The 24,700-nt window shown below is 71.3% G+C and carries 25 protein-coding genes, 1 tRNA gene and 1 riboswitch; of the genes, 14 read left to right on the top strand and 12 right to left on the bottom strand.

Features of this window, described 5'->3' with window-relative positions:
- Positions 1-8: 8 nt before the first annotated feature.
- Genes BJ986_RS08475 through BJ986_RS08465 form a run of 3 tightly spaced genes read right to left on the bottom strand, consistent with a single transcriptional unit; the run spans position 9 to position 1,524 of the window.
- Positions 9-437 carry an arsenate reductase ArsC gene (locus tag BJ986_RS08475; RefSeq protein ID WP_179421580.1) on the bottom strand — a complete coding sequence of 143 codons (429 nt, stop codon included), beginning with the start codon at positions 435-437 and terminating at the stop codon, positions 9-11.
- Positions 434-1,117 carry an aquaporin gene (locus BJ986_RS08470; protein WP_337795028.1) on the bottom strand — a complete coding sequence of 228 codons (684 nt, stop codon included), beginning with the start codon at positions 1,115-1,117 and terminating at the stop codon, positions 434-436. Before BJ986_RS08470 ends, BJ986_RS08475 begins: the two co-directional genes overlap by 4 nt.
- Positions 1,108-1,524: an ArsI/CadI family heavy metal resistance metalloenzyme gene (locus BJ986_RS08465; protein ID WP_179421579.1), complete on the bottom strand. Its 417-nt coding sequence runs from the start codon at positions 1,522-1,524 to the stop codon at positions 1,108-1,110. The genes BJ986_RS08470 and BJ986_RS08465 overlap by 10 nt, the downstream gene beginning before the upstream one ends.
- Positions 1,525-1,631: 107 nt before the next feature.
- On the opposite strand from BJ986_RS08465, the gene BJ986_RS08460 reads away from it, so the two are divergent.
- The 5 genes from BJ986_RS08460 (at position 1,632) to BJ986_RS08440 (ending at position 5,733) form a co-directional block, all read left to right on the top strand.
- Positions 1,632-1,997, top strand: a complete 366-nt coding sequence (locus tag BJ986_RS08460) for an ArsR/SmtB family transcription factor (RefSeq protein WP_179421578.1) — start codon at positions 1,632-1,634, stop codon at positions 1,995-1,997.
- A 20-nt stretch (positions 1,998-2,017) separates the two neighbouring features.
- Entirely contained in the window at positions 2,018-2,695 is a 678-nt protein-coding gene (locus tag BJ986_RS08455) for a uracil-DNA glycosylase (protein ID WP_179421577.1), read from the top strand.
- Between the two features lie 50 nt (positions 2,696-2,745).
- Positions 2,746-3,585, top strand: coding sequence for an SGNH/GDSL hydrolase family protein (locus BJ986_RS08450; protein WP_420372056.1), 840 nt, complete (start codon positions 2,746-2,748; stop codon positions 3,583-3,585).
- Between the two features lie 192 nt (positions 3,586-3,777).
- Positions 3,778-4,962, top strand: coding sequence for an acyl-CoA dehydrogenase family protein (locus BJ986_RS08445; RefSeq protein ID WP_179421575.1), 1,185 nt, complete (start codon positions 3,778-3,780; stop codon positions 4,960-4,962).
- 6 nt (positions 4,963-4,968) lie between these two features.
- Positions 4,969-5,733, top strand: coding sequence for an SDR family NAD(P)-dependent oxidoreductase (locus BJ986_RS08440; RefSeq protein ID WP_179421574.1), 765 nt, complete (start codon positions 4,969-4,971; stop codon positions 5,731-5,733).
- Here the strand turns inward: BJ986_RS08440 and BJ986_RS16910 are convergent.
- Positions 5,693-7,834 carry an AAA family ATPase gene (locus tag BJ986_RS16910; RefSeq protein ID WP_475439525.1) on the bottom strand — a complete coding sequence of 714 codons (2,142 nt, stop codon included), beginning with the start codon at positions 7,832-7,834 and terminating at the stop codon, positions 5,693-5,695. The two genes, BJ986_RS08440 and BJ986_RS16910, sit on opposite strands and share 41 nt — an antisense overlap.
- 159 nt (positions 7,835-7,993) lie before the next feature.
- Between BJ986_RS16910 and BJ986_RS08430 the strand changes: the two genes are divergently transcribed.
- The 4 genes from BJ986_RS08430 to BJ986_RS08415 all read left to right on the top strand — a co-directional run bounded on the left by BJ986_RS08430 (position 7,994) and on the right by BJ986_RS08415 (position 12,714).
- A complete protein-coding gene (locus tag BJ986_RS08430) occupies positions 7,994-9,073 on the top strand; it encodes a methyltransferase domain-containing protein (RefSeq protein ID WP_179421573.1) in 1,080 nt (359 codons plus the stop codon).
- 28 nt (positions 9,074-9,101) lie between these two features.
- The gene (locus BJ986_RS08425; RefSeq protein ID WP_179421572.1) at positions 9,102-11,255 is read left to right on the top strand and encodes an alpha/beta hydrolase; all 2,154 of its coding nucleotides are present in this window, start codon (positions 9,102-9,104) and stop codon (positions 11,253-11,255) included.
- 84 nt (positions 11,256-11,339) lie between these two features.
- Positions 11,340-11,933, top strand: a complete 594-nt coding sequence (locus tag BJ986_RS08420) for a TetR/AcrR family transcriptional regulator (protein ID WP_179421571.1) — start codon at positions 11,340-11,342, stop codon at positions 11,931-11,933.
- 10 nt (positions 11,934-11,943) lie between these two features.
- Positions 11,944-12,714, top strand: a complete 771-nt coding sequence (locus tag BJ986_RS08415; RefSeq protein WP_179421570.1) for a maleylpyruvate isomerase family mycothiol-dependent enzyme — start codon at positions 11,944-11,946, stop codon at positions 12,712-12,714.
- A 147-nt stretch (positions 12,715-12,861) separates the two neighbouring features.
- On the opposite strand, the gene gabT is transcribed toward BJ986_RS08415, so the two are convergent.
- Positions 12,862-14,193: a 4-aminobutyrate--2-oxoglutarate transaminase gene (gene gabT / locus BJ986_RS08410; protein WP_179421569.1), complete on the bottom strand. Its 1,332-nt coding sequence runs from the start codon at positions 14,191-14,193 to the stop codon at positions 12,862-12,864.
- Between the two features lie 90 nt (positions 14,194-14,283).
- On the opposite strand from gabT, the gene ligD reads away from it, so the two are divergent.
- From ligD to BJ986_RS08385, 5 genes are read left to right on the top strand one after another with little or no spacing between them, the layout of a single operon-like run.
- On the top strand, positions 14,284-15,267 hold the full coding sequence (gene ligD / locus BJ986_RS08405; RefSeq protein ID WP_179421568.1) for a non-homologous end-joining DNA ligase: 984 nt from the start codon (positions 14,284-14,286) through the stop codon (positions 15,265-15,267).
- 42 nt (positions 15,268-15,309) lie between these two features.
- Positions 15,310-15,714 carry a TOBE domain-containing protein gene (locus BJ986_RS08400; protein ID WP_179421567.1) on the top strand — a complete coding sequence of 135 codons (405 nt, stop codon included), beginning with the start codon at positions 15,310-15,312 and terminating at the stop codon, positions 15,712-15,714.
- On the top strand, positions 15,711-16,541 hold the full coding sequence (gene modA / locus BJ986_RS08395) for a molybdate ABC transporter substrate-binding protein (RefSeq protein WP_179421566.1): 831 nt from the start codon (positions 15,711-15,713) through the stop codon (positions 16,539-16,541). The genes BJ986_RS08400 and modA overlap by 4 nt, the downstream gene beginning before the upstream one ends.
- A gap of 28 nt (positions 16,542-16,569) precedes the next feature.
- Entirely contained in the window at positions 16,570-17,361 is a 792-nt protein-coding gene (locus tag BJ986_RS08390; protein ID WP_179423656.1) for an ABC transporter permease, read from the top strand.
- Entirely contained in the window at positions 17,358-18,452 is a 1,095-nt protein-coding gene (locus BJ986_RS08385; RefSeq protein ID WP_179421565.1) for an ATP-binding cassette domain-containing protein, read from the top strand. The genes BJ986_RS08390 and BJ986_RS08385 overlap by 4 nt, the downstream gene beginning before the upstream one ends.
- Before the next feature lie 19 nt (positions 18,453-18,471).
- On the opposite strand, the gene BJ986_RS08380 is transcribed toward BJ986_RS08385, so the two are convergent.
- From BJ986_RS08380 to BJ986_RS08350, 7 genes are all read right to left on the bottom strand, one after another.
- Positions 18,472-18,750 (bottom strand): hypothetical protein, encoded by a 279-nt coding sequence (locus tag BJ986_RS08380; RefSeq protein ID WP_179421564.1) that lies wholly within the window; start codon positions 18,748-18,750, stop codon positions 18,472-18,474.
- Positions 18,751-18,977: 227 nt separating this feature from the next.
- Complete coding sequence (locus BJ986_RS08375; RefSeq protein ID WP_337795025.1) at positions 18,978-19,403, bottom strand: anti-sigma regulatory factor; 426 nt, start codon at positions 19,401-19,403, stop codon at positions 18,978-18,980.
- A gap of 281 nt (positions 19,404-19,684) precedes the next feature.
- Positions 19,685-20,107: a hypothetical protein gene (locus BJ986_RS08370; RefSeq protein ID WP_179421562.1), complete on the bottom strand. Its 423-nt coding sequence runs from the start codon at positions 20,105-20,107 to the stop codon at positions 19,685-19,687.
- 15 nt (positions 20,108-20,122) lie between these two features.
- Positions 20,123-20,195 (bottom strand) — tRNA-Thr (locus tag BJ986_RS08365).
- An 85-nt stretch (positions 20,196-20,280) separates the two neighbouring features.
- Complete coding sequence (locus tag BJ986_RS08360) at positions 20,281-21,030, bottom strand: transglycosylase family protein (RefSeq protein WP_179421561.1); 750 nt, start codon at positions 21,028-21,030, stop codon at positions 20,281-20,283.
- A gap of 12 nt (positions 21,031-21,042) precedes the next feature.
- A riboswitch (cyclic di-AMP (ydaO/yuaA leader) is annotated at positions 21,043-21,195 on the bottom strand.
- Positions 21,196-21,409: 214 nt separating this feature from the next.
- On the bottom strand, positions 21,410-22,996 hold the full coding sequence (locus BJ986_RS08355) for a threonine/serine exporter family protein (RefSeq protein WP_179421560.1): 1,587 nt from the start codon (positions 22,994-22,996) through the stop codon (positions 21,410-21,412).
- On the bottom strand, positions 22,993-24,678 hold the full coding sequence (locus BJ986_RS08350; protein ID WP_179421559.1) for a serine/threonine-protein kinase: 1,686 nt from the start codon (positions 24,676-24,678) through the stop codon (positions 22,993-22,995). Before BJ986_RS08350 ends, BJ986_RS08355 begins: the two co-directional genes overlap by 4 nt.
- Between the last annotated feature and the right edge of the window lie 22 nt (positions 24,679-24,700).

The raw sequence follows: 24,700 nt of genomic DNA, 5'->3' as shown, positions 1-24,700 counted from the left end.
GACCGAGGCTACGGCCCCTGGGTGACGGGGCGGACGCCCAGCTCACGCAGCAACGTCTCCACCCGGCCGCGGATCTCGTCGCGGATCGGGCGTACCGCGTCGATGCCCTGGCCCGCCGGGTCGTCGAGCACCCAGTCCTCGTAGCGCTTGCCCGGGAAGTACGGGCAGGCATCCCCGCAGCCCATCGTGACGACGACATCCGAGTCCTGCACCGCCTGCGTCGTCAGGACCTTCGGCACTTCGGCGGAGAGATCGATGCCCTCCTCGGCCATGGCGGCCACCGCGGCCGGGTTGACCTGGTCGGCGGGCGCGCTCCCCGCCGAGCGCACCTCGACGGCGCCGCCCCCGAGGTGGGCAAGGTATGCCGCGGCCATCTGCGAGCGGCCGGCGTTGTGGACGCAGACGAACAGGACCGAGGGTCGGCTGGTGGTGCTCATGGGCGTTCCTTCTCGTGAGTGGGCGCGGCAGCGAAGAGCCGCAGGACCAGCACGGCGACGGCCGCCCCGACCCCTTGCGCCACGATGAAGGCTGGCACGCAGCGCGGGGAGATGCCCGCGAAGGTGTCGGAGAACGCCCGCGCCACGGTGACCGCAGGGTTGGCGAACGAGGTGGACGAGGTGAAGAAGTAGGCGCCCAGGATCCAGGCGGGCACCACGACGGACGCGCGGTCCCCTCCCTCGCGCACCAGCGCGATGGCCAGGACCAGCCCGCCGGTCGCGACGACCTCGCCGAGCCACAGGGCCGGTCCGGTGCGTTCGTGGTGGGACCAGGTGACGGCAGGCAGCCCGAACATGAGGTTGGCCAGCACCGTGCCGCCGACCCCTCCCACGAGCTGCACGAGCACGTAGGGCCCGACGTCCGACCAGCGGTGCGCACCCCGGACCGCCTGGGCCAGCGTCACGGCTGGGTTGAAGTGCGCCCCACTGATCGGGCCGAGCGAGGAGATCAGCACACCGAGGACCGCCACGGTGGCCACCGCGTTGACCAGGAGCTGCAGGGCGACGTCGTGGGTCAGCCGCTGGGCCATGACCCCCGAACCGACGACGGCAGCGAGGAGCAGGGCAGTGCCGAGTAGCTCGGCGGCGAGCCGGGCCCGGCGGGGAGAGGTCAGCAGCACGCAGCTGCCTCGCGCTCAAGGACGGGGTTGTCGTCCTTGACGGTGTAGACCTCCCACGGCGCGCCGGCCGGGTCGTGCACCCACACCTTGTCCTGCAGCGCGTAGCAGCAGGTGGTGTCGCGTTCGTCGAAGGCCGCCAGGCCTGCCTGCCGCAGTCGCGCGGCGCCTGCCTCGACGTCCGCGGTGCTGTCGACCTCGATGCCGAGGTGGTTGAGGGCCTGGGCGGTCCCCTCCCCCCGCGACTCGGCGGGCACCTCGATGAGGACGAGCTTGAGCGGGGGCTCGGCGATCGCGAAGTTGGCATAGCCCGGGCGCCGCTTGTGCGGCTGCGTCCCGAACAGCGTGGAGTAGAACTCGACCGACTGCTCGAGGTCGGCCACGTTGAGGGCGAGCTGGATGCGAGACATGCGACCACTCTTCCTTCATCGACTATTGTCTATACAGGAAGTCAACCGGCCATATCGACCTTTGTCAATATGGCGAGATCAACAGAAGATCGAAGAAGGAGGCCGCGATGGGGCAGACGCAGCTGCTGGCGACGACCACCGGACCCGCCGCATCGGGCGACGCTGCCTGCTGCGGCACGCTCACCACCGACTCCGCCATGGGTCGCGCGCAGGCCGAGGCCACGGCATACCTGCTCAAGGCTGTCGCCGACCCCGTCCGGCTCCAGCTCCTCTCGCTGATCCGCGCCGCCAAGGACCACGAGGCGTGCGTCTGCGACCTCACTCCGGCCGTCGGGCTGTCACAGCCGACCGTCAGCCACCACCTCAAGGTGCTCACCGAAGCCGGTCTGCTCACCCGCGAGCGGCGGGGCACCTGGGCCTGGTTCCGGCTGGTGCCGTCGCGACTGGACGACCTGGCCGCGATCTTCCGCTGACGGGGGTTTAGTTTCTGGGTATGCCGCCGGCCACCCTCACCGAGCTCGTCCACCCCTCGTGGGCGGCCGCGCTGGAACCCGTGGCGGGGGTGGTCGCTGCGCTCGGTGAGTTCCTGCGGGAGGAGGTCGCGGCGGGACGGGGCTACCTGCCGCCCGGCGTCCAGGTGCTGCGGGCGTTCGAGCGGCCGCTCGACGAGGTCCGCGTGCTCATCGTCGGACAGGACCCGTACCCCACACCGGGACACGCGGTGGGCCTGTCGTTCTCGGTGGCCCCCGACGTGCAGCCCGTCCCGCGCAGCCTGGTGAACATCTTCCAGGAGCTGCAGACCGATCTCGGCCTGCCCCGGCCCTCGACCGGCGACCTGTCGCCGTGGTCCGACCAGGGGGTCCTGCTGCTCAACAGGGTGCTGACCGTGCGACCCGGCGCCCCCGCCAGCCACCGCGGCCGGGGCTGGGAAACCGTGACGGCACAAGCGATCTCGGCGCTGGTGAGCCGCGGCGGCCCGCTGGTCGCGATCCTGTGGGGCCGGGACGCGAGGAACCTCGTGCCGCACCTCGGCGGCACGCCAGCGATCGAGAGCGCGCACCCGTCGCCGCTGTCGGCACACTCCGGCTTCTTCGGCAGCCGACCCTTCAGCCGCGCCAACGAACTCCTCGCCCAACAGGGCGCCGCACCCATCGACTGGAGGCTCACGTGAGCGACGCCGACACCCCGGACCCGGGCACCGCCGACCCGACGACGGACACCTTGTACACCCCGACCCAGACGGAGAACCTGACCCACCTGCCCGAGGGCGGCAAGGTCTGGCACCGCTACGTCGCGATCGGCGACTCGTTCACCGAGGGCATGTCGGACCCCGACCCGGACCGCGACAACGCGTTCGTGGGCTGGGCCGACCGCCTGGCCCACCACCTCGCCGACATCGCGCACCGAGCAGGGGGCGACTTCGCCTACGCCAACCTCGCGGTCCGCGGGCGGCTGCTGGCCGACGTCATCGGACCACAGCTGGACGCCGCGATCGCCCTGCGCCCGGACCTCGTCTCGATGGTCGGCGGCGGCAACGACATCCTGCGGCCCAAGGCCGACCTCGACGCGATCGCCGCCAAGCTCGAGGCGGCGGTCCTGCGGCTGCGCGAGGCCGGTGCCGACGTCCTGCTGGCGACCCCGACCGACCCGGTGGGGGCGCCCCTGCTGCGGCACCTGCGCGGACGCCATGCCATCCACTCGGCCAACCTGTTCAGCATCGCCCAGCAGCACGGGGCCTACGTCATCAACCAGTGGGGGATGAAGGCGCTCCAGGACTTCCGGCTGTGGTCCGAGGACCGGATCCACATGACGACCGAAGGACATCGGCGGGTGGCGCTCAACGCCCTGTCGGCGCTCGGGCACGAGACCGACCGGGCGGACTGGTCAACCCCCCTGCCGCCGGCGCCGCCGCTGCCCCGACGCGAGGCCGCGGCCGCCAACGCCGAGTGGGCCCGCACCCACCTCGCACCCTGGGTGCAGCGTCGCCTCAGGGGCGAGTCCAGCGGCGACACCGTCCGCGCCAAGCGTCCCGAGCTCACCCCCGTCGACCCGCGCCCCTGACCTGCCCCAGGCCCCTCACCTCTGCTAGCAGACCGCGGCTCACTCAGCAGACGTTGCAGCCTGCGCTGAGCCAGCGAACCTCTGCTAGCAGAGGTTGGTGGGACGGTGGCGCGGCGGTTGGCGGGACCGTGGCGGGTCGGCGCTGACCTGCGCGATTCAAGTACTAGGACGTCCTACAACTACTCTGGGCGCATGCCTGCGACCCGCCTCATGCCCTCCGAGGAGGGCTACGACCTCATCGAGCTGACGCGCGAGATCTGCGACAAGGAGCTCCGCCCCCGGGTCGACGAGGCGGAGCGCGCCGCCGCGACCACCCCGGCCCTGCCCCGCGACGCGTTCCGCACGCTCGGTCGCGCTGGTCTGCTTTCGCTGCCCTACCCCGAGGACCTCGGCGGCGGTGGCCAGCCCTACGAGGTGTACCTGCAGGTCGTCGAAGAGATCGCCTCCGCCTGGATGAGCGTCGCCGTCGGCGTCTCGGTGCACTCGCTCACCTGCTACCCCGTGGCGCAGTTCGGCACGATGGCCCAGCAGGAGGCCCTGCTTCCCGCCATGCTCTCGGGAGACCAGCTCGGCGCCTACTGCCTGTCCGAGCGCGGCGCCGGCTCCGACGTCGCGTCGATGACCGCCCGGGCGACCCCCGACGACGAGACCGAGCCCACGGCATACCAGCTCAAGGGGACGAAGGCCTGGATCTCGCACGCCGGGCACGCGGACTTCTACACGAGCTTCGTGCGCACCTCCGACGACGGTGCGCGTGGCCTGTCCTGCTTCGTCGTGCCCGGGGACGCTGAGGGCATCGCGTTCGGCGCGCCGGAGAAGAAGATGGGGCTGCACTGCGACACCGTCAGCGAGGTCCACTTCGAGGGGGTCGAGGTGTCCGCCGATCGGCTCGTCGGCGAGCGCGGCCAAGGCATGGCCATCGCGCTGTCCGCTCTCGACTCGGGTCGGCTCGGGATCGCCGCTGCGGCAACGGGTCTGGCACAGTCGGCCCTCGACCAGGCTGTCGCCTACGCCAAGGAGCGCGAGCAGTTCGGGCGTCCGATCGGCGACAACCAGGGACTGGCGTTCCTGTTGGCCGACATGGAGGCGGGCGTGACGTCGGCCCGGGCGGCCTACCTGCACGCCGCTCGTCTGCACGACGCCGGCCGCCCCTTCACCAAGGAGGCCGCGGTGGCCAAGCTGGTCGCGACCGACAACGCCATGCGGGTCACCACGGATGCCGTCCAGGTGCTCGGGGGCGCCGGCTACACGCAGGACTTCCCGCTCGAGCGCTACATGCGTGAGGCCAAGGTGACCCAGATCTTCGAGGGCACCAACCAGATCCAGCGGCTCGTCATCAGCCGCCAGCTCCTGAAGAGCTCGTCCAAGAGAGGCTGAGAACCCTTGCAGATCAACGATTCCACCGTCGCCCTCGTCACCGGCGGGGCCAGCGGTCTCGGCGGTGCCACGGTCCGCCGACTGCACGCCGACGGTGCCGCCGTGGTCATCCTCGACCTGCCGTCCTCGCCCGGCGAGGCCCTGGCGCAGGAGCTCGGCGACCGGGCGAAGTTCGTCGCGACCGACGTGCGCGACGAGGCTCAGGTCCAGGCCGCGATCGACGTCGCGCGCGAGCTCGGCACGCTGCGCATCGTGGTCAACTGTGCGGGCGTCGGCACGCCGGGTCGGGTCGTCGGCAAGCGCGGGCCGCTGCCCCTCGAGCAGTTCGCGAACGTCATCAACATCAACCTCATCGGCACCTTCAACGTGCTGCGCCTCGCAGCCGCGGCCATGCTCGAGAACGAGCCGGTCGATGCCGACCGCGGCGTGATCGTCATGACCGCGTCGATCGCCGCCTACGACGGGCAGATCGGCCAGGCCGCGTATGCCGCGAGCAAGGGGGGCGTCGTCGGCCTCACCCTGAGCGCCGCCCGCGACCTCGCGGACAAGGCGATCCGGGTCATGACGGTGGCTCCCGGGACGTTCATGACCCCGATGCTCGCCGGTCTTCCGCCCGAGGCCACGGCGGTCCTCGAGGCCCAGGTGCCGCACCCCTCGCGGCTGGGCAACCCCGACGAGTACGCCAGCCTCGTCGCGCACATCGTCGACAACGGCATGCTCAACGGCGAGGTCATCCGACTCGACGGCGCCCTGCGGATGCCCCCGCGCTGACCCGACCCAGGGTCACGGTCAGCCCTCGGCCATCGCCCTGGCCAGGTCCTCCCGCGAGTGGATCCCGAGCTTGATGTAGACGTGCCGCAAGTGGTACTCGACGGTCTTGGGGCTGAGGAACAACGCCACCGCCGCCTCGCGACTGGTGCCGTGACTCCTGCGCGCGCCCCTCGCGGGCCAGCAGCCAGGCAAACCCGGCGTGGGCCAGGGCCCGGTCGTTGTCGTGCCCGGTCTCGTGCGCGAGCCGGATCGCCTCGGCGTAGCCCGCTTCGGCGTCAGCCCATCCGTCCGAGGCCGCGTGGTCCCGAGCGATCAGGGTGAGTAGGAACGGCAGGATCCCCACTGCAACCACGGTGCGCACCGTCCGAATCGCCTCAGCCATGGCTGCGCGGCCCTCCCCGGCCTCGCGGAGGAACATCGGCCCCATCAACGCCCACCGGAACCGCCACTGGTCGCCGCCGGCACCAGGCTCGGCGGGTTGGGCCATCGCCGCCCTGACGAGGTCGGCACCACGGTCCGCGCGTCCAGCCAGGACGAGGGCGAAACCCGAGGCCATCCACCCGATGCGGCGTGCGGACGGCGACGCCCGTGGTCCGGTCAGGTCAGCCAGCTGGTCGACGGCGCGCAGGGCCGAGGCTGAGTCGCACAGGTAGAAGCAGGCCTCGATGGCATCGGCGAGCAGCACCGCTGCCGCGTCCGGGTCGAGTGGAGTCGCCTCCGCAGCCGCGGCGAACAGCAGGTCCTTGGCTTGTTCGAGTGAGCCGCAGCGCGCCTCGATGGTGCCCAACCTGCCCAGCACGCGCGCGCGCTCCAATGGGGTCGCGGCCAGACCCAGGGACTGCCGCAGCAGCCGGGTGGCGTCGTCGGTGGCGCCGGCCAACCAGGCCTGGTCCCCGGCCCGCAGCAGCCGAGCCCCGCGCAGACCGGCGTCGGCCGTGTGGGCCGCCGACCGGACCAGCTGGGCCGCGGCCACGGCGTTGGCCCCTCTCCGACCGGCCGCCTCGGCGGCCGCCTCGAGCAGCTCGGCGGCCTCGGAGTCCGGCCCGACGGCCGCCTCGGCACGGTGCCAGGCCCGCCGGTCCAGCTCGTCAGGTGCGACCGCGGCCGCCAGCAGCCGGTGCGCCCGCCTGCGCGCGGTCGGGTCGGCTTCGCCGTAGACCGCGGCACGCACCAACGGGTGGCGGAACTCCACCGAGCCCCCGGTCAGTCGCACAAGGCCGGCCCGCTCTGCCTCCTCGAGCGAAGCCAGGCCCACACCGGCTGCCCGGCAGGCACGGTCCAGCGCCGCCAGGTCGTGGTTGTCCGTGGCCGCCAGGAGCAGGGCGGTGCCCGCCTCTGCCGACAGCGCCAGCGCCTTGCGCGAGTATGCCGCGAGCAGGGCGCCGGTGAGGGCGACGGGCGTGTGGGCCGGGGCGGCTGCGAGCCGCTCCGCTTCACCGGCCAGGTCGAGGATCGCCAGCGGGTTGCCGCCGGTGGCCTCGTGGAACCGGGCGATCCGCTCTGACGTCCACCGCACTGCGCCAGCGCCCTCCAGGAGCGTGCGGGTGCTCTCCATGGTCAGCGGCCCGAGGTGGAGGGTGGGCAGGCTGGCCAGGGGCGAGTCGCCGACGGGACGAAGCGCCACGACGACCGCGACCCGGTCGCTGACCAGCCGTCGGGCGGCGAAGGCGAGCGCTTGGGCCGACGAGTCGTCGAACAGGTGCGCGTCGTCGACGACCAGCGCCAGCGGCTCCTCGTCGGCGGCCCGGGTCAGCAGGCCGAGCACGGCAGCGCCGACGGCGAAGCGCTCCGGAGTGGGCCCGGAGTGCACCGCGAGCGCGACTGCGAGGGCCTCCGACTGCGGCCCCGGGAGCTCGTCGAGCAGTGGTAGCAGGGGAGCGCAGAGCTGGTGAAGACCGCCGAAGGCGACCTCACGCTCGGCCTCGACTCCCCGGGCCGAGAGGATGCGCATCCCCGTGGCTCGGGCCCGGGTGTGGGCGAGCAGCCCCGTCTTGCCGATCCCGGGATCACCGGAGATGACGAGCACCCCGCTGTCCCCGACCCGCGCACCGGCAAGCAGCTGATCGATGACCCGCTGCTCCACCTCGCGCCCCACGAGCACCCCGTCAGTCTGACCAGATCAGCGACCGATGACTAGGGGACCCTCGGATTTCACTAGGGGGGTCACCGGATTCGCCGACCTCGGCGGCCGCCCTAGCGTCGCGAAGGACACCACCACTGCGGCCCGCCACTGCGGCCCGCACCACTGAAAGGACACACCATGACTGCACTGCACGATGCTCCCGCGATCGATGTCGAGAAGCTGATGGCCTTCGTCTTCAAGGCCGTCGACGAGGTCGGCGCCACCCTCAACACGGCTCTGGTCGTGATGGGCGACAAGCTCGGGTACTACCAGGCGATGGCCGCCTCGGGGCCGACGACCCCCTCCCGACTGGCCCAGGACACCAGCACCGACGAGCACTACGCCCGGGAGTGGCTCAACGCCCAGGCGGCCGGCGGCTACGTCGAGTACGACGCCTCCACGGGTCGCTACACGCTCCCCCCGGAGCAGGCGGCCGCGCTCACCGACCCCAGCAGCCCGGCATACCTGCCGGGGTTCTTCCAGATCGCCCTGGGGACCACGCACGACACCGACAGCATCCTGCAGGCGGCACGCAACCAGTCCGGGGTCGGCTGGCACGAGCACCACGGTGACGTGCACGACGGCTGCGAGAGGTTCTTCCGCACGATGTACAACGCGCACCTGGTGGGCGAGTGGCTGCCCGCCCTCGACGGCGTGGTCGACAAGCTCGACCGTGGCGCCAGGGTCGCCGACATCGGCTGTGGCTACGGCGCCTCGACGATCATCATGGCTCAGGCCTACCCGAACTCGACGTTCGTGGGTTCCGACTACCACGGGGCCTCGATCGAGGCGGCCCGGCAGCGCGCACAGGACGCTGGGGTGGCCGACCGGGTGACGTTCGAGGTGGCAGAGGCGACCGCGTTCACCGGATCCGGCTTCGACCTCGTCACCACCTTCGACGCGCTGCACGACATGGGCGACCCGGTCGGCGCCGCAAGGCACGTCCGTCAGGCGATCGCGCCCGACGGCACCTGGATGGTGGTCGAGCCGATGGCCGGCGACACGGTCAGCGACAACCTCAACCCGGTGGGTCGTGCCTACTACGGCTTCTCCACGCTGCTCTGCACGCCGTCGTCACTGGCCCAGGACGTGGGCCTCGCACTCGGCACCCAGGCCGGGCCGGCCCGGATTCGCGACGTCGTGACGACGAGCGGGTTCTCGAGGTTTGCCTCGGTGGCGCAGACGCCGTTCAACAGGGTCCTCGAAGTCCGGCCCTGACCGGCGCGACGCGGCGCACACTGAGCTGATGACAACACGGCCGCAGGCACCGGCAGTGGAGCCGGGCAGCACGGGCACCGTCACCCGCGACGGCGTCACGGTGAGCTATGCGGTCTATGGCCAGGGGGGCACCACCGTCCTGCTCCTGCCGACCTGGACGGTGGTCCACTCCCGCGTGTGGAAGGGCCAGATCGGTTACCTGGCAAGGCATTTCCGCGTGGTCACCTTCGACGGGCGGGGGAACGGCCGGTCCGACCGGCCGGTGGGCGCGGCGGCATACACCGACGGGGAGTACGCCGCCGACGCCCTCGCCGTGCTTGACGCCACTGAGACCGCGCGGGCCGTGGTGGTCGGCCTGTCCTGGGGGCTGACGTGGGGGCTCCACCTGGCCGCCGCGCACCCCGACCGGATGGCGGGCCTGCTCGGCATCGGCGGCTCCAGCAACGTCCAGGTCCCCAGGGCGGGTCGGGACGTCGTCGACTGGGAGGGCCCGGTGAGGGGCACCGAAGGGTGGGCCAAGTACAACCGGCAGTACTGGCTCGAGGACGGCTACAGGGACTTCGTGGAGTTCTTCTTCGGCCAGATGTTCGTCGAGCCACACTCCACCAAGCAGGTCGAGGATGCAGTCGACTGGTCGCTGGAGACCACCCCGCAGACCGTCGCCGATGCCAGCGCGGGGATGCACGGTTTCGACGGCATCCCGGTGACGCCCATCGAGGAGGTCTGTGCACGCGTCAGCTGCCCGGTCCTGCTCGTCCACGGGACGCACGACGCGATCTCGCCCGTCTCCGTCAGCCACCGGATCGCGGAGCTGACAGGTGCGTCGGTCGTGCTGTTGGAAGGGTCCGGACACGGGCCCTCCGCTCGCCACCCGGTCGTCGTCAACCACCTGATCCGCGACTTCACCGAGCGCTGCGCTGGTGCCCCCGCGGCCCAGGCGGCCGCGCTTCGCCCGAGCTGGACTCGCGCCGCCCGGCGTCGGCGGCGCGCGCTCTTCCTGTCCTCCCCCATTGGGCTGGGGCATGCCCGTCGTGACCTCGCCATCGCCGACGAGCTGCGCAAGCGTCACCCGGACCTCGAGATCGACTGGCTCGCGCAGCACCCCGTGACCACCGTGCTGGAGAGGGCAGGTGAGCGCGTCCATCCCGCCTCGGCCTGGCTGGCCAACGAGTCGGCCCACATCGAGCACGAGGCGGGCGAGCACGACCTGCACGCCTTCCAGACGCTGCGCCGGATGGACGAGATCCTGGTGAACAACTTCATGGTCTTCGACGACGTCGTCCGCGACGAGCCCTACGACCTCGTCGTCGGGGACGAGGCCTGGGACCTGGACTACTTCCTGCACGAGAACCCGGAGCTCAAGAGGTTCCCCTTCGCGTGGATGACCGACTTCGTGGGGTGGCTGCCGATGCCCGACGGCGGAGCGGCCGAGGCCGCGCTGACCGCCGACTACAACGCGCAGATGCTCGAGCACCGGGCGCGGCACCGCTGGGTGCGTGACCGGTCGATCTTCGTCGGGTCTCCCGACGATCTCGTCCCCGACACGTTCGGTCCGGGGCTGCCGGGGATCCGTGAGTGGACCGAGGCGAACTTCGACTTCGCCGGCTACGTCACCGGGTTCAGCCAGCCCGAGGTCGCCGACCGTGACCGGCTGCGCGCCGACCTCGGGTATGCCGCGGAGAGGCCCCTCTGCGTGGTCACCGTCGGTGGTTCCGGGGTGGGGACGCCCCTGCTGAAGCGGGTGCTCGACGCCGTGCCACTGGCTCGGCGGCAGGTCGCGGAGCTCCGCTTCCTCGTCGTGACCGGGCCGCGCATCAGCCCGGCGAGCGTGCCCCGGCGACGCGGCGTGACCGTCCGAGGAATGGTGCCCGAGCTCTACAAGCACCTCGCAGCCGCGGACCTGGCGGTCGTCCAGGGCGGCCTCACCACCTGCATGGAGCTGACCGCGAGCCGCACCCCGTTCCTCTACGTCCCGCTGCGGCACCACTTCGAGCAGAACTTCCACGTGCGGCACAGGCTCGAGCGATACCGCGCGGGTCAGCTCCTGCCCTACGACGAGGCGGCCGACCCCGACGGCCTGGCTGCTGCGATTGTCGCGAACCTCGGCAGGGCGGTGGACTACCGGCCGGTCGAGGACGACGGCGCAGCCAGGGCCGGCGACCTCCTCGCGGAGCTGCTCTGAGCCAGGAGAGACGGACAGTGCCCGCCTGTCGAGCCACCGTGGTCGCCCTTGACAACGAACGCCGACCGGCGCACCATCCTAACCATGTTAGTTGATCCGATGCGCGATAGGGTAGCCGAACGGCGTGAGGCAACCCGGCGGGAGATCCTCACCTCCGCCTGGGAAGTCGCCCAGGAGAAGGGCATCGCTGCCATCACCCTCAAGGACGTCGCCGACCGCGTTGGCATGCGCCCACCGTCCCTCTACTCGCACTTCGCGTCGAAGAACGCCATCTACGACGCAATGTTCGCCCAGGCGTGGCAGGGCTGTCTCGAGGCACTGCACGCCGCGGCCGGCCCCGGTCTTCCTGGTGACCCGCGGGTGGCGATGACCGTGATGGGACGCGCCTACTTCGACTACGCGGTCGCCGACCAAGCCCGCAACCAGCTGATGAACGCCCGCATCAGCGCTGACTTCCAGCCCAGTCCGGAGGCGTATGCGCCCTCCCTCGCAGTCTGGGAGCTGAGCCGCACCCTGCTCGCCAGCATCGGCGTGACCGCGGAAGCGGACCTCGACCTCTACTCGGCGGTCGTCGGAGGCCTCGTCGATGCCCAGCTGGCCAATGACCCCGGCGGTGACCGTTATGCCCGGCAGCTCGATCGGGCCATCGGCATGCTCGCCGACCAATTCGGATTTTGAGGAGACCGTCATGCCCACGCAGCTCGCAGACCGCACCACGATCCACGACACGCGGTTCGACCGCGAGACCGCCATGGCGCTGGCCGCCGAAGAGTACTCCCGCTTCGCCGGCGTGCTCGTGGGCCTGACCAACCAGGACTGGCAGGCACCGACCAGCTGTACCGGCTGGACGGTTCGCGACATGGCCGGGCACACGCTCGGGATGGCCGAGCTCGGTGCGTCGCTTCCTGAGATGGCACGCCAGCTCGCCCGCGCCGCTCGGGCGTCCAAGCGGTCGGGACGCCCCCAGATCGACGAGCTCACCGCCCACCAGGTGCGCAAGCACGAGCACCTGAGCGTCGCGGATCTCGTTGCGGCGGTGCAGCGCATCGGGCCCAAGGCAGTGGCCGGGCGCCGGCGACGACCAGGGTTGATGCGGGCACTCACCGTCACCGACAGTGGCCCGGACGGCGCGAGCCTCGAGCGCTGGAGGCTGGGTTTCCTGACTGACACGATCCTGACCCGCGACCCGTGGATGCACCGCAGCGACATCGCGCATGCGCTGGGTCGACCCATGGAGCTGACCGAGACACACGATGGCGTCATCGTCGCCGACGTGGTGGCGGAGTGGGCTCTCCGGCACGGACAGCCCTACGACCTCACCCTGACCGGGCCTGCCGGCGGCCATTGGTCGTCGGGCGCGGCCGGTGAGTCGATCAGCCTGGACGCCCAGGAGTTCTGTCGCATCCTGTCCGGACGTGGCTCCGGCACGGGTCTGATGGCGACGTTCGTGCCGTTCTGATCAGATGACGGGAGGCCGGCCTCCCTCGGGAGACACGAGACCCGGCCAACTCATACTTGGCCGGGTCTCACCTTTTGTAACAGGGGCAACAGACCCGGCCGGTGACCGACACGCAACGACCGCGTAAACACTGGCTGACGAAAGCCCTCAGACGGACTGGGCGAACGCGTCCTCGAGGATGTCGAGCCCCTCGGACAGCAGGTCGTCGCCCGCCGACAGCGGCGGCAGGAACCGGAAGACGTTGCCGAAGGTGCCGCAGGTCAGCGTCACGAGACCTGCGGCGTGGCAGGCCTTGTTGATCCGCCCGGTGAGGTCCGCGTCGGGGGTCTTGTGCTCGAGGTCGCTGACGAGCTCGACCGCCAGCATCGCCCCGCGGCCACGGATGTCGCCGATCACGTCGTACTTGTCGGCCAGCGCCTCGAGCCGCGGGCGGAACAGGGCCTCGACGGCGCGGGCCCGACCGCACAGGTCGTCGGTCTTCATCGTCTCGATCGCGGCGAGGGCGCTGGCGCAGGCGACCGGGTTCCCGCCGTACGTGCCGCCGAGGCCCCCGACGTGGATGGCGTCCATGACGTCGGCGCGACCGGTGAGGGCGGCCAGCGGCATACCTCCGGCGATGCCCTTGGCGGTGGTGATGAGGTCGGGGACGACCTGCTCGTGGTCGGAGGCAAACCAGTCACCGGTGCGGCAGAACCCGGTCTGCACCTCGTCGGCGATGAACAGGATCCCCTGCTCGGTGCACCAGTCCGAGACCTTCTTCATGAAGCCGGGCGCCGGCACGATGAACCCGCCCTCGCCCTGGATCGGCTCGAGGATGACGGCCGCCGTGTTGTCCTCGCCGACCTGGGCGTGGACGAGGTCCACGAACTCCGCGAACGCCTCGTCGGCGCAGGCCTCGGGCCCCGTCGGCCAGCGGTAGGGGTAGGCCATCGGCACGCGGTAGATCTCGCTCGCGAAGGGCCCGAACCGGTGCTTGTAGGGCATGTTCTTGGCGGTCAGGCCCATCGTCAGGTTGGTGCGCCCATGGTAGGCGTGGTCGAACGCGACGACCCCCTGGCGACCGGTGAAGTGCCGGGCGACCTTGACGGCGTTCTCCACGGCCTCGGAGCCGGAGTTGAAGAGCGCAGAACGCTTCTCGTGCGTCCCGGGGGTGACCTCGGCCAGCGCCTCGGCGACCTCGAGGTACTCCTCGTAGGGCGTGACCATGAAGCAGGTGTGGGTGAAGTCGTTGATCTGCGCGGTGACCGCGTCGATGACGCGCTGGTTGCCGTTGCCCACCGTCGTCACAGCGATGCCCGAGCCGAAGTCGATCAGCTGGTTGCCGTCGACGTCGCGCAGGATCCCGCCCGCCGCCTGCTCGATGTAGACCGGGAGTCCGGTGCCGACGCCGGCCGACACCGCAGCGAGCTTGCGCTGCTGGAGGGCCTGGCTCTTGGGGCCGGGGATGCTGGTGGCGAGGACGCGCTTCTGCTCGAGCATGGGCCGAGCATACGACCGCGCCCACACGCCGAACAGGCGACGGTGTGGCTGGGCGTGGCAGCGCGGCATACCCGCCCGTAGCGTGGGGGCATGGCATCCAAGGCGAGCTCGCCCGCGGTCGAGGTCGAGGTCGGCGAGCGCGACGTGCGCATCTCCAACCCCGACCGCGTCTACTTCCCGGCGCGCGGCGAGACCAAGCTCGACCTCGTCAACTACTACCTGTCCGTGGGCGACGGGATCGTCAACGCGTTGCGCGAGCGGCCGTGCATGCTGCACCGGTTCCCCAAGGGCGTCGGCGGCGGAGACAAGGTGCACCAGAAACGGATCCCGCAGGGCGCGCCGCCGTGGGTCGACACCGTGCGACTCACCTTCCCGCGGTGGAACCGCACGGCCGACGAGCTGTGCGTCACCGAGCTGGCCCAGGTGATCTGGGCCGTGCAGATGAGCACGGTGGAGTTCCACCCGTGGAACAGCCGGCGGGCCGACGTCGAGAAGCCGGACGAGTGGCGGATCGACCTCGACCCGGGGCCCGACTGCCCGTGGGACCGGGTGCAGCGAGTGGCCCACGTGGCCCACGAGGTGCTCGACGAGCTCGGGGCGGTGGGCTGGCCCAAGACCAGCGGCGGGTCAGGGCTGCACGTCTACGTGCGGATCGCGCCCGAGTGGGGGTTCAAGGACGTGCGGCGAGGGGCCCTCGCCTTCGCGCGCGAGGTCGAGCGACGTATGCCGGACGACGTCACCACCACGTGGTGGCGCAAGGACCGCGACCCGGCCGACCTGTTCATCGACTACAACCAGAACGCCCGCGACCACACCATCGCCGCGGCCTACTCGGTGCGGGGCAACGCGATCGGCACGGTCTCGGCGCCCATCCGGTGGGACGAGGTCGACCACGTCGTCCCCGACGACTTCACCATCGCGACGATGCCAGCCCGGTATGCCGAGCTCGGCGACCTTCACGCCGGCATCGACGACGCGGTGTTCGAGATCGACCAGCTCATCGAGTGGGCGGAGCGCGACGAGCGGGACGGTGCCCCCGAGCCACCCGAGCCCGACGCGGCAGAAGCGGACTGACGCCGTTCCCTGATCCGCACTTGCGGCGATAGAGTAGGTCTCATGCCGCTCATGAGGATCAAGGATGCGGCGTCGTTCCTCGGCGTCAGCGACGACACGGTCCGGCGCTGGGTGGACAGTGGCGCCCTCGAGCCGAGCACGGACGAGGCAGGCCGCAAGGTCGTCGACGGCTACCAGGTCGCGCTCCTGGCGCGCGACCAGGCCCACTCGGTGGCGGACCCCTCAGGCGTCGGTCGCTCGGCCCGCAACCGGTTCGTCGGCCTCGTCACCGACATCACGCGGGACACCGTGATGGCTCAGGTCGAGATGCAGTGCGGGCCGTTCCGGGTCGTGTCGCTGATGAGCTCCGAAGCCGTGGACGACCTCAAGCTGGAGCTCGGATCCGTGGCCATCGCCGTCGTCAAGTCCACGACCGTCATCGTCGAAACTCCCCTAGGAGCATCATGATCCGCCCCTTCGGTACCCTGGCCACCCTCGCCGCCGGGGCGCTCGTCCTCGCGACCGCGGCCTGCGGGTCCACCGCGGGCGACGGCACGAGCTCCGGCTCCTCGACGTCATCCTCGTCGGGCACGTCCGCGTCGGGAACGTCCGCGGCGCTGTCCGGTCAGATCACCGTCTTCGCCGCGGCCTCGCTGAAGAAGACCTTCACCGCCATCGGAGCCGAGTTCGAGAAGGCCCACCCCGGCACCACGGTCACGTTCAACTTCGCCGGGTCCTCGGACCTGGTCTCCCAGATCCAGCAGGGTGCGCCTGCCGATGTGTTCGCCTCGGCCGACGCCAAGAACATGGCGAAGGCCACCACGGCCTCACTCACCGCGGGCCAGCCCGTGAACTTCGCGTCCAACACCCTCGAGATCGCCGTCCCCCCGGGCAACCCGGCGAAGATCACGAGCCTCGCAGACCTCGCCAAGCCCGGGATCAAGGTCGTGGTGTGCGCTCCGGCCGTCCCCTGCGGCTCGGCAGCCGCCACAGTGGAGAGGGCTGCCAAGGTCGACGTCAAGCCTGTCAGCGAGGAGCAGTCGGTGACCGACGTCCTCGGCAAGGTCGCCTCGGGCGAGGCTGACGCCGGCCTGGTCTACGTCACCGACGTCAAGGGAGCAGGCGACAAGGTCAAAGGCATCGAGTTCGCCGAGTCCTCGTCCGCCGTCAACACCTACCCGATCGCCGCCCTCAAGCGCAGCACGAACGGCTCGCTGGCGCAGGCCTTCGTCCAGGCGGTCACGGGCCAGGCGGGTCAGGGCATCCTCGCCGCCGCCGGGTTCGCCAAGCCGTAGCCTGCCAGCCGTGCCCCTGGTCCACCCGATGCCCCGAGGACGACCGCCGCTGGGACTGCCGGCCTGGGTGTTCGTCCCCGCCGCGGTCGGTGCGATGTTCGTGGTCCTGCCGCTGGTGGCCATGCTCACCCGGATCGAGTGGGGCAGCTTCGGCAGCCTCATCACCTCCGACTCCTCCCGCGCCGCCCTGGCCCTGAGCCTGCGCACGTCCCTCGCCAGCACCGTCCTGTGCATCGTGTTCGGCGTGCCGATGGCCCTCGTCCTGGCACGCACCGAGTTCCGCGGACAGTCGATCGCCCGGTCGCTGGTCCTGCTCCCCCTCGTGCTCCCGCCCGTGGTCGGCGGCATCGCGCTGCTCTACACGTTCGGGCGGCGCGGGCTGCTCGGCCACACCATCGAGGTCCTCGGGCTCCAGATCGCGTTCTCCACGACTGCGGTCGTGATGGCCCAGACGTTCGTCGCGCTGCCGTTCCTCGTCGTCAGCCTCGAGGGTGCGCTGCGCACCGGCGGACAACGGTTCGAGGAGGTGGCCGCGACCCTCGGCGCCCGCCCGACGACAGTGTTCCTGCGGGTGACCCTGCCACTCGTCCTGCCCGGGCTGGCCTCCGGCGCGGTGCTCGCCTTCGCCCGCGCGTTGGGCGAGTTCGGCGCGACCATCACGTTCGCCGGCAGCCTGCAGGGGGTCACCCGCACCTTGCCGCTCGAGATCTACCTCCAGCGTGAGACCGATCCCCAGGCAGCCGTGGCGCTCTCGCTGGTCCTCGTCGTCGTGGCCACCGTCGTGATCGCGCTGACCCGGCGGTCGAGGACAGCGCTGTGAAGCTCGACGCGCGTGTGAGGTTTCCGCAGCGCGGGGTCGACCTCACCCTCGCCGTGGAGGCGGGCCGCACCCTGGCGCTCCTCGGGCCGAACGGTGCCGGCAAGTCCACCGCCCTCGCGTCCATCGCCGGGCTCCTGCGCCCCGACACCGGGCGGATCACCCTCGACGACCGGATCCTCTACTCCCACTCCGACGCCCACTCCGACACCGACTCCGGCTCCTTCGTCGCGACCCGCCCTGGCCAGGGCGAGTGGGTGCCCCCACACGCCCGGGGTGTGGCCCTGCTGGCCCAGGAGCCGCGGCTGTTCCCGCACCTGTCGGTGCTCGACAACGTCGCCTTCGGCCCGCGCAGCGCAGGTATGCCGCGAGGAGCCGCCCGCGAGCGAGCGCGGGAGTGGCTCGGCCAGGTCGACGCCGAGGCCTTCGCCGACCGTCGGCCAGCAGCCCTCTCCGGGGGCCAGGCGCAACGGGTGGCCATCGCGCGCGCCCTGGCGACCGAACCGCACCTGCTCCTCCTCGACGAACCGCTGTCGGCCCTCGACGTGGAGTCCGCCCCGGCGATCCGTCAGCTGCTGCGTCGGGTGCTGCGGGACCGCACCACGATCCTGGTCACCCACGACATCCTCGACGCGGTCCTGCTGGCCGACGACGTCGCCGTCGTGGAGGACGGCCGCGTCGTCGAGCAGGGACCCACGTCCCGCGTGCTCACCCGGCCGACGAGCGGCTTCGCGGCCCGCATCGCCGGGCTCAACCTGGTGCGGGGTACAGCCCACGGTGCAGCGGTGTCGACACCTGAGGGACTACGGATCGAAGGACTCAGCGACGACACCTTGGGCGAGGGTGCTCCGGCGGTGGCGGTCTTCAGCCCGAGTGCCGTCGGCGTCTACCTCCAGGCCCCGGCCGGGAGCCCGCGCAACGTCGTCCGAGGGACGGTCACCGACCTCGAACCCCACGGTCACCAGGTCCGCGTGCACACGGCCTACCTGGCGGCGGACATCACCCCGGCGGCCCTGAGCGAACTCCACCTGGCCCCCGGTTCGGAGGTGGTCTTCACGGTCAAGGCGAGCGAGGTCGCGGTGTATGCCGCGTGAGCGGTCTGCCGCGCGGTGGTCAGACGAGAGTTGCCGGACCCGCGACCTCGTCCGCACCGATGGACGGAGCGACCTCTGGGCATCGAGCGTGCAGCTCGTCGATGATCTCCTGCTCGCGAGCCAGGGCTGCGAGGAGATCCGTCGACTGCAGGGTCGCGGCCGGGCACGAGGAGTCCCGACTACCGCGAGTGGCGTCCTCCAGCGCGGCGAGCTCGGTGAGCAGCTCACGCACGGACGAACCCCCGAGCGGCATGGTCCCCGGCTCACCCCCGTGGACGGTCTCGGTCGACTCGCTCATCTGAAGCCTCCTGGGCACTGACGACGTGGTGCCCCGACTGCTTGAAGCCCTGAGATCATCATCCGAAATGTCACGTTCTGTCAACGGTCGGAGGAGCTGGTTGCCGGACAGCGAGAGCTCCTCGTGTCCCGGGTCCTGTCCCTGGTCGTGTCCCTGGTGCTCCCCTTGGTCCTGTCCTTGGTCGCGCGCGTACGGGTCGTGCTGCTGATCCTGCGTGTCCTGGGCGTTCATCCTCGTCCCTTCGTGTCGAACCATTTGGTCATGCTCACCGTGGTGCCGTGCCCGGGCTCGGAGACGATGTTGAACTCGTCCATCAGCCGTCTGGCTCCTGGAAGCCCCAGGCCGAGCCCCTGGCAGGTGCTGTATCCGTCCTCCAGGGCACGCCCCACATCGGCGATCCCGGGCCCGGTGTCCCGAGCGACGACGCGTATGCCGGGTCGCGGTCGATCGAGCAGCTCGACCGTCACCTCGCCGGTCGATGCGAACCTGACGATGTTGCGCGCGACCTCGGACACGGCCGTCGCGAGCATGGTCAGGTCTGCTCCGCTGAAGCCTGCACGGACGGCCAGCTCCCGGGCCGCCGACCGGGCGGCGACGATGTCGGGGTCGGCATAGGCGAAGGCTTGGACGCTCGTCCATAGGTGCCCCGCCACACAGGTGAAGACCCCGCTCGACCGGGGACGTGACGCGGGACACTCCCTGCTGGACGCACTCTGGACGCCCAGGCTGCGTTCCCGCTGCCCCGCGCCAGCACGCATCCCTGCGCTTCACGTCCACGCGGCAGGAAAGATCCCCCGACATCCGCGTCATGCCGGGTCGACGAAGGCGTCACCCGGCCCGTGAGTACGGATCCGAACTTAGGTGGTGCTGCGCGCACGGTGGTTACATCCGCATCTGCGGCAGAGCGAAGCTCGGCGGGGCCGAGAACGAACTCCTATGACCTAGGCACGGGGTCGGGCACGACACCGGCTTGTAACGCCTGAACGAGTTCGGCGACCTCAGCCTTGGCCTCGTCCATGCTGCCGAACTCCTGTTGGAGCCACCAGTGATACCGAACGGCCATCCTGCGATTCTTCTGCCAGTAGACGCGGGCCGCCCAGGTCTGCGAGCGCCGCTCGGCAACGAGGTAGATCACGAGCCCCACCAGCAAGCCGGGAATGCTGCCCCAACAGAATTCGGGGACAAACGTCGGGAGCTTACTGGGGACGGCGAGCACCTTGTAGCGGCGCTGACCCACGAGGATCCAATCGCTCTCGGTGGGCCCCTCTTCATCCTCCTGGGCAAAGGCTCCCGGCTTCACGTCCTCACCAAACACCTGAAGCTCCGTCCCCCTCGGCGCCACTTTCTGCTGAGGCATGCGTGCTGGTCAGAGAGCCGACGAGGGGACTTGAACCCCTAACCCCTTGTTTACAAGACAAGTGCGCTGCCAATTGCGCCACGCCGGCACGCCTGCCGCAGCAGACGGCGACGATGGTACCGGCGCAGGCACCGGCGTCGAGAATCCGGGAGCACCCGGCATACGCGCTGGGGTCAGTGGGCGTTGAGGTAGGCCTGCAGCGCCCGCACGGTGGCGCGGTCGAGCGAGTGCGAACCGTTCTGGCGCGCACCGATCTTGGCCTGGAGTGCACGGACCGTCTTCGGGCCGATCACGCCGTCGGGCACCGAGCCGACCTTGCGCTGCAACGCCTGGATGTCCGCCCGGGACAGCGAGCCGTTGACCGAACCACCGACCCAGCGCTCGATGGCGGCGTTGGTCATCGGTCCACGGATGCCGTCGACGACCAGCTTGCCTGCGGACGGGGCGGCGGCGTGGGAGGCGTGCGAGACCGACGGGGCCCGGCGCACCGATGAGCGCGAGGCTGCCTGGGTCACGGTCGACCCGGCGTCGACCGCTCCGCCGTTGGCGCGGGTCAGCCCGGCGCGGGCGCCACAGGTCGGCCAGGCGCCAGGGCCCTGGGCCGAGAGGACCTTCTGGGCGATGGAGATCTGCTGGGCCCTAGTGGCGCGGTTCGCGGTCGCCGCGTAGCGCCCACCGCCATAGGCGTCCCACGTCCCGGCGGAGAACTGCAGGCCGCCGTAGTACCCGTTGCCAGTGTTGATCGACCAGTTCCCACCGCTCTCGCAGGCGGCGACCCGGTCCCAGACGGTCGAGGCGGCGGAGGCGGAGGTCGCGGTCGCCATGCCTCCTGCGACCGTGGCGACGCCGGCAGCGGCAACGCCGGTCACGCGCCGGCGCACAGGGTTGATCTTCCGAGCAGAGTGCTTCGGGGCATAGAACATGGCGGGGGGACTTCCTCTCCTGACCGGCGCCTGCGGGGTGAGCTGTCGGGTTCGGGCTGTCAGGTGCCCGGCCGGCCGGAGCCGGCTTCACCCCAAGGCCACCGTGGTGGCCGCATTGGGTCCCCCGTCCTCGTCTGCCCGGAGATCTTCCGGCGGGACATCCACCTGACGAGGCTCGGCGCGGTGGATGTGCATGGCTGTGGGTATGCCGTGTGCAGTTGTGAGCGCGCATTTGCGCAGGTGGTCCACCGTAGACGTGACACGCCCAAGGCGACAAGCAACTGGGCGATATTGACCGATGGCCGACCCCGGCAGCCCCGGCCAGAGCCCCCGTCCACGACCCGTCCACGACCCGTCCACGACCCGTCTGCGCGGGCGGTCAGCGGCGGCGAGCGCGCCGCTTCTGCACGATGCGGCGGTCGAACGGCGCGGCCATGAACTCCCCCAGCACGCTGCCGGCAGCGATGGCGAGCAGCGCGGCCATCGCCCCGAGCAGGGTCGTGAGGCCACCCTGCAGGGCGAGCGTGCCGGAGCTCGCGGACGCCCCGTTCACCATCTCGTAGAGCCCACGGAAGATGGCCAGACCGGGGAGCAGGCCATAGGACGCCGGCACGACGAGCACCATCGCCGGGGCTCCCATGCGCAGGGCCAGCAGTCGTCCGCCGCAACCGAGCACGGTGGCCGCGAGGCCCGCCGCCGCCAGGAAGCCGAGCCGGTCGACGTGTGACACCGCGAGCGACACGGCGACCCCGACGGCGCAGAGCACTCCACAGGGCAGGACCAGCAGCCGCCTGCTCCGCAACGACACCGCGCCGGCCACCCCCACCACGAACGCGCCCCCGACGGCCAGCGCAAGTGGGGCGTTGAGAGCTCTCGTCGCCAAGATCGAGGGGGAGGCGAGCTCCAGGTTGAGCGCACTGGTCAGGGCCAAGGTGAGGGACAGGCCCGTGGCCACTCCCAGGATGATGCCGGCCGTCGTCAGGAAGACGGCGAACATCCGTCCCGCGCCCGTGACCGAGTAGCCCGAGATCGCGTCCTCGAAGGCGGAGGCGACCGTGCGGCCCGGGAGCAGCACGGTGATCCCGCCGGCGACGATGAACGCGAAGTCGGACGACGACACGGGCAGCCACCCGCCAGCGCCCAGGCTGAAGGCACCCCAGGCGATCGTCGTCGCCATGAAGCCGCCGATGGCGCACTGGTAGAAGTCGGGCAGGCCACCACGCCCGAGGACGCGAGCGGCATACTCCACAAAGAGGGCCGACACCCCGGCGACGAGAGCAGGGACCGGACCGGCCCCGAGCATGACGGCGATGGCCGCGGCCAGCAGGCCGAGCGACCCACGCACCATCCACTTGGGCCAGAACCTCGGGGCCCGCCGGATCTCCAGCAGCTGCTCGGCCGCCGCCTCCCGGTCGTAGGAACCGGCGACGAGGTTCTCCACGAACTCGTGCACCGCCGTCAGCCTGGCGAAGTCGCGCGTCGAGGACCGCACCACTCGGAGCATGGTGATGGGCACGCCGGAACCGGTCGAGCACTGGACGAGCAACGACTGCAGCGTGATGTCGACCTCGAGGTTGTCCAACCCGGCGGCCGCGGCGACGGCGACCACGGACGACTCGACCTGGGGAGCGCCCGCGCCGCAACGCAGCATCAGCTCGCCGACGCGCAGCGCCAGGTCCAGGGACGCCCGCGCCTCACGCTCCTCGGCGGCAGCCTGACGTACCCGGGGATTGCGGTAGGGCGTGTGTCGAAGACTCTCGATCATCGGGAGCGTCTCGGTGAGCTCCTCACCACGCCAGATCCGGCTCTGTCGCAACATGGGACGGCGCCGGGTGGGTCGCGTCGACCGCCCCGGAGCGGCGGCCGGAGCGGCGGCCGGAGCGGCGGCCGGAGCGGCGGCCGGAGTGGCGGCCGGGTCGGTGGCGTGGCCCGGGTCGCCCGGGTCGCCCGGGTCGCGCTGCGTCATCCGGTGAGGCTGACGCCGGGCAGCCCCGCAGGCGCACGCATCGGCCACCACAGCGGAACGCCGGCGCGCTGCAGGCTCCACACGACCAGCACCCCGGCCGCGACCAGGAGCAGCACCACCACGACCTGGGTCGCCCGCTTCCCGGGGGTGACCCCGCGGATGATGCTGCGCGAGCCGCGACGCAGACCGGAGCCGCCGGGACCCCACCAGGCCATCAGGGCCGCGACGAGCGCGCCCACGGCCAGTGACGTCGCGGAGTTCGGGTGTGGCGAGCCGCCGACGACGGCGACGGTGGCGAGCGCGGCGCTGAACACCGCACAGATCCCGACCAGGAGCGGCAGGATCGCGCTGACCACCGTCGCGAGTGCACCCACGACGAGGTGCCAAGGGCTGGCGACGACGGCCACGGGAACGTCGGAGCGACGGCGGCCTCGGTGGTGCCGGCGCAGCACGAGCGAGGTCACCGACCGGTCCGCGGTGCGAGCAGCCCACGACCAGAGCACCGCGATGGCGGCCGCCACCACGGGGAAGCCCGCCGTCGCGGCCACGACGGCCGCCAGCATGGCCAGCAGGGTGCCGGTGCGTGCCGGCCGACCGATGCGCGGGTCGGGCTCGCCGACCTCTCCCGCCCAAGCGGCCTGCCACTCGGACACCTCGCCCTCAGGCGCGTCCCACGGGACGAGGTCCTGCTCTGGTTCGGGCGCCCACTGCGGTTCGGAGCTCCACTGAGGTTCGACGGGCAGCGCGACGGGGGCGGCCGCGACCGCCGGACGTTCCCAGCGGGCGGTGGCTCGGTGCTCCAACGGCTGGGTATGCCGTGGCGTCGAGAGGGCCTGCGTCACCGGCCGCCCCGTGGCGTAGCGCTCCAGCGCGTCGACGACCTCGTCGGCGTCGGGCCGCTGGTGCGGCTCGGGCGACAGCGCGGCATACAGAAGGGGCGCGAGGCGCGGGTCGACCCCGCTGAGGTCCGCCTCGCCGCGGCTGACGCGCGACAGCACCACGTCCATCGGGCCGCGACCGAAGGGCGGCGCGCCGCTGGCGGCGAAGGCCAGGGTGGCCGCCCACCCCCACCAGTCGGTGGCCTCGGTGACCGCCGCACCCCCGACCACCTCCGGGGACAGGTATCCGGGGGTGCCCATGACGAGTCCCGTCATCGTGATCCGGACGTCGTCGGCCATGTGGGCGATGCCGAAGTCGATGAGGACGGGGTCACCGTCGAGGAGCAGCACGTTCCCGGGCTTGAGGTCGCGATGGATGACGTCGGCGTCATGGATGGCGTGGAGGGCGTCAGCGAGCCCGCGGCCGAGCCGGAGCAGGTTGCCGTCCCGGATGGGGCCGGTCTCCTTGACCACGTCGTCCAGAGCGGGACCGGGAACGTAGCGCGTGACGAGATAGGGCCGCGCGCCGTCCAGGTCGGCGTCGATCACCGTGGCGACGCGATGGTCGTCGATCCGACGCAGGACGGCCACCTCGCGGGCCAGCCGGGAGCGGGCATCGCAGTCCTGGGCGACGTGCGGACGCAGCAGCTTGAGCGCCACGGCACGACCACTGGGGTCGAGCGCCAGGTGGACCACGCCCATGCCGCCCTCACCGAGCTGCTGGATGAGGCGGTACGGACCGATCCGGGGCCCGTCGGACGCGGCGGACCGGCCGTCGCTGCCCTCGATCGCCTCCGTGGTCATCCTCCTACGGTAAGCGAGGGAC

The sequence above is a fragment of the Pedococcus badiiscoriae genome (assembly GCF_013408925.1).
GTDB classification, from domain to species: domain Bacteria; phylum Actinomycetota; class Actinomycetes; order Actinomycetales; family Dermatophilaceae; genus Pedococcus; species Pedococcus badiiscoriae.
The sequence above is the reverse complement of the archived record's forward strand: the minus strand, read 5'-3'. Positions and strand labels throughout refer to the sequence as shown.

What these genes read in the sequence shown, in the direction of transcription:
- BJ986_RS08475 (WP_179421580.1), bottom strand. Translation starts at nt 437, where the DNA reads ATGAGCACCACCAGCCGACCCTCGGTCCTGTTCGTCTGCGTCCACAAC.
- BJ986_RS08465 (WP_179421579.1), bottom strand. Translation starts at nt 1,524, where the DNA reads ATGTCTCGCATCCAGCTCGCCCTCAACGTGGCCGACCTCGAGCAGTCG.
- BJ986_RS08460 (WP_179421578.1), top strand. Translation starts at nt 1,632, where the DNA reads ATGGGGCAGACGCAGCTGCTGGCGACGACCACCGGACCCGCCGCATCG.
- BJ986_RS08455 (WP_179421577.1), top strand. Translation starts at nt 2,018, where the DNA reads ATGCCGCCGGCCACCCTCACCGAGCTCGTCCACCCCTCGTGGGCGGCC.
- BJ986_RS08445 (WP_179421575.1), top strand. Translation starts at nt 3,778, where the DNA reads ATGCCTGCGACCCGCCTCATGCCCTCCGAGGAGGGCTACGACCTCATC.
- BJ986_RS08430 (WP_179421573.1), top strand. Translation starts at nt 7,994, where the DNA reads ATGACTGCACTGCACGATGCTCCCGCGATCGATGTCGAGAAGCTGATG.
- BJ986_RS08425 (WP_179421572.1), top strand. Translation starts at nt 9,102, where the DNA reads ATGACAACACGGCCGCAGGCACCGGCAGTGGAGCCGGGCAGCACGGGC.
- BJ986_RS08420 (WP_179421571.1), top strand. Translation starts at nt 11,340, where the DNA reads ATGTTAGTTGATCCGATGCGCGATAGGGTAGCCGAACGGCGTGAGGCA.
- BJ986_RS08415 (WP_179421570.1), top strand. Translation starts at nt 11,944, where the DNA reads ATGCCCACGCAGCTCGCAGACCGCACCACGATCCACGACACGCGGTTC.
- gabT (WP_179421569.1), bottom strand. Translation starts at nt 14,193, where the DNA reads ATGCTCGAGCAGAAGCGCGTCCTCGCCACCAGCATCCCCGGCCCCAAG.
- ligD (WP_179421568.1), top strand. Translation starts at nt 14,284, where the DNA reads ATGGCATCCAAGGCGAGCTCGCCCGCGGTCGAGGTCGAGGTCGGCGAG.
- BJ986_RS08400 (WP_179421567.1), top strand. Translation starts at nt 15,310, where the DNA reads ATGCCGCTCATGAGGATCAAGGATGCGGCGTCGTTCCTCGGCGTCAGC.
- modA (WP_179421566.1), top strand. Translation starts at nt 15,711, where the DNA reads ATGATCCGCCCCTTCGGTACCCTGGCCACCCTCGCCGCCGGGGCGCTC.
- BJ986_RS08390 (WP_179423656.1), top strand. Translation starts at nt 16,570, where the DNA reads ATGCCCCGAGGACGACCGCCGCTGGGACTGCCGGCCTGGGTGTTCGTC.
- BJ986_RS08380 (WP_179421564.1), bottom strand. Translation starts at nt 18,750, where the DNA reads ATGAGCGAGTCGACCGAGACCGTCCACGGGGGTGAGCCGGGGACCATG.
- BJ986_RS08370 (WP_179421562.1), bottom strand. Translation starts at nt 20,107, where the DNA reads ATGCCTCAGCAGAAAGTGGCGCCGAGGGGGACGGAGCTTCAGGTGTTT.
- BJ986_RS08360 (WP_179421561.1), bottom strand. Translation starts at nt 21,030, where the DNA reads ATGTTCTATGCCCCGAAGCACTCTGCTCGGAAGATCAACCCTGTGCGC.
- BJ986_RS08355 (WP_179421560.1), bottom strand. Translation starts at nt 22,996, where the DNA reads ATGACGCAGCGCGACCCGGGCGACCCGGGCGACCCGGGCCACGCCACC.
- BJ986_RS08350 (WP_179421559.1), bottom strand. Translation starts at nt 24,678, where the DNA reads ATGACCACGGAGGCGATCGAGGGCAGCGACGGCCGGTCCGCCGCGTCC.